The 3,468-nt window shown below is 61.5% G+C and carries 1 protein-coding gene; it reads left to right on the forward strand.

The genetic code is table 11. The features are described 5' to 3' along the window. Positions 1–3,468 (forward strand): beta strand repeat-containing protein (locus GMA8713_RS25220; protein WP_062715367.1); only part of this gene is annotated, 3,468 nt, incomplete at both ends.

Raw genomic sequence — 3,468 nt, forward strand, 5'->3', positions numbered from 1 at the left:
TGACCGACCAGGATGGCAACGTCATCTTCTCCGGCACCGTGACTCAGGACATGCTGGATAATGGTCTGGATCTGAGCATAGATCCGCCTGCCACCGGCACCAATCTGGTGGTCACGGCCACCGTCACTACGCCATCGGGCAACACTGCCGAGGGCTCAGACAATGCCACCCTGGATTACGGCGTGGGCAGCGGTGCCCCGGCGGCACCGACGGTGGTAATTACCGAAGATGCCAACAATGATGGCTACATCAATGATGCCGAGCTCAATGGTCAGATAGACATCACCGTGACCCTGGGCGCAGGCACCGCCGTGGGCGACACGCTTGTGGTGACTGACCAGGATGGCACTGTCATCTTCTCCGGTCCGGTCACTCAGGACATGCTGGATAACGGGCTTGACCTGACGATGGACCCACCGGCCACCGGTACTGATTTCGTTGTCACCGCCACCGTCACCGACCCGGCAGGCAACAGCGCCGAGGGCTCAGACAACGCCACACTGGATTACGGCGTGGGCAGCGGCGCACCAAGTGCGCCGACGGTCACCATTACCGAAGATGCCAACAACGACGGCTACATCAATGATGCCGAGCTCAGTGGTCAGGTAGACATCACCGTGACCCTGGGAGCAGGCACTGCCGTGGGCGATACCGTCACCGTGACCGACCAGGATGGCAACGTCATCTTCTCCGGCACCGTGACTCAGGACATGCTGGATAACGGCCTGTCACTGGCCGTGGATGCACCAGCCACTGGCGACACCCTGGCGATTACTGCCACGGTCACCGACCCGGCTGGCAACAGCGCTGAAGGCAGCGACCAGGCGGTCATGGATTACGGCGTGGGCACGGGCGCCCCGGCCTCACCCACCGTAGTGATTACCGAAGATGCCAATAACGATGGCACCATCAATGATGGCGAGCTCAATGGTCAGATAGACATCAGCGTGACACTGGGCGCGGGGACTGCTGTGGGCGATACCCTCACGGTGACCGACCAGGATGGCAACACCCTGTTCAGCGGCCCGGTCACCCAGGCCATGCTGGACAATGGCCTGGCCCTGACGCTGGATGCACCGGCAGCGGGCACCACCCTCACGGTGAATGCCAACGTCACCGACCCGGCGGGCAACACCGCCAATGGCTCAGACAGCGCGGTACTGGATGTCGGCAGCACGGCGCCGGGCACGCCTGTGGTCACCATCACCGAAGATGCCGACAACGACGGCTACATCAATGATGCCGAACTGGTGGGTCAGGTGAACATCACCGTGGCCCTGACCGGCGGCACGGCGGTGGGTGACACCCTTGTGGTCACCGACCAGGATGGCAACACCCTGTTCAGCGGCCCGGTGACCCAGGCCATGCTGGACAATGGCCTGGGTTTGGCGATTGATGCCCCGGCCAGTGGCACCACCCTGGTGGTCACCGCCACCGTCACCGATGCGGCGGGCAACACCGCCAATGGCAGTGACAGTGCGACACTGGATACCAGTGGCGGCAACCCGAACCTGGGGGCCCCGACCCTGACCATTGATGAAGATGCCAACAATGACGGCTACATCAATGATGATGAGCTCGATGGCGACATCAACTTCAGCGTGGCGCTGGGCGCCGGCACAGAGGTGGGTGACTCCCTGGTCATCACTGACCAGGCGGGTAACGAGGTGTTTAACGGCACCGTGACCCAGGCCATGCTGGACAATGGCCTGTCGCTGACGATGACCCCGCCAGCGACCGGCACCGGCCTGACCTTGACGGCCACCGTGACCGACACCAGTGGCAACAGCGCCACCGGCAGTGACTCGGCCACCCTGGATCACGGCAGCAGTGCGCCTACCGCACCGACTGTGGTCATTACCGAAGATGCCAACGATGATGGTTACATCAACGATGGCGAGCTCAGCGGCGAGGTGGATATCACCATCACCCTGGGCACCGGCACTGCGGTGGGTGACACCATTGTGGTCACCGACCAGGATGGCAACACCCTGTTCTCCGGCCCTGTGACCCAGGACATGCTGGACAATGGCCTTGACCTGTCTGTGGCCGCCCCGGCGACCGGCACCGAGCTGGACATCACCGCCACGGTCACTGACCCGGCGGGCAACACCGCTGAAGGCTCTGACTCGGCTACCCTGGATTACGGCACAGGCAGCGGCGCACCGGCGTCGCCAACTGTGGTCATTGATGAGGATGCCAACAACGACGGCTACATCAATAGCGATGAGCTCGATGGTGACATCAACATCACCGTCACCCTGGGCGCAGGCACCGCGGTGGGCGATACCCTGGTGGTCACCGACCAGGATGGCAATGCACTGTTTAACGGCACCGTGACCCAGGCCATGCTGGATAACGGCGTGCCGGTCACCATGACCGCGCCAGCCACCGGCACGACCCTGACCGTGACGGCCACCGTCACCGACCCGGCGGGCAACACCGCCAACGGCAGTGACTCGGCCACCCTGGATCACGGCAGCAGTGCGCCTACCGCACCGACTGTGGTCATTACCGAAGATGCCAACGATGATGGTTACATCAACGATGGCGAGCTGGACGGTCAGGTAGAAATCACCATCACCCTGGGCGCTGGTACGGCTGTGGGTGACACCCTTGTGGTCACCGACCAGGATGGCAACACCCTGTTCGAAGGCCCGGTCACGCAGGAGATGCTGGATAACGGCCTTGACCTCAGCATTGACCCACCGGCCACCGGCACCGAGCTGGAAGTGACCGCCACCATTACTGACCCGGCGGGCAACAGCGCAGAAGGCAGCGACTCCGCCACCCTGGATTACGGCGTGGGCAGCGGCGCACCGGGTGCACCAACTGTTACCATTGATGAAGATGCCAACAATGATGGCCTGATTAATGATACGGAGCTTGATGGTGACATCAACATCACCGTCACCCTGGGCGCGGGTACCGCGGTGGGCGATACCCTGATTGTGACCGACCAGGATGGCAATGAGCTGTTTAACGGCACGGTGACTCAGAACATGCTGGACAACGGCGTGCCGGTCACCATGACTCCGCCTGGAGAAGGAACAACTATTCAGATCACAGCAACTGTTACTGACGTTGCTGGCAACACCGCTTCAGGTCTGGACACAGCTATCCTTGATACCATCGCCAACACCACGGCACCGACTGTCACCATTGTCGATGACAATAACCCAGACGATGGTGTGATTAACGCGTCTGAGCTGGGCAATGACAATGTGCAGCTGCAGGTAGTCGTTGACCACGATGAGCTGGTTGCCGGTGGTCAAATCAACCTGACCATTAACAATGGCGGCACCACCTCCCTGGTATTCCTGTCACTCGACAGCAACGGTGACCCTATCGTTGTGGATGAGAACGGTGATGCTGTCACCGGCTTCACCTACAACAACGGCACCATTACCTGGACCGAAGTGGTTGCCGAAGGCAATACCATTACGGTATCGGCGACCCAGACCGACA

The sequence above is a fragment of the Grimontia marina genome (assembly GCF_900060185.1).
In the GTDB taxonomy this organism is placed as follows: domain Bacteria; phylum Pseudomonadota; class Gammaproteobacteria; order Enterobacterales; family Vibrionaceae; genus Enterovibrio; species Enterovibrio marinus.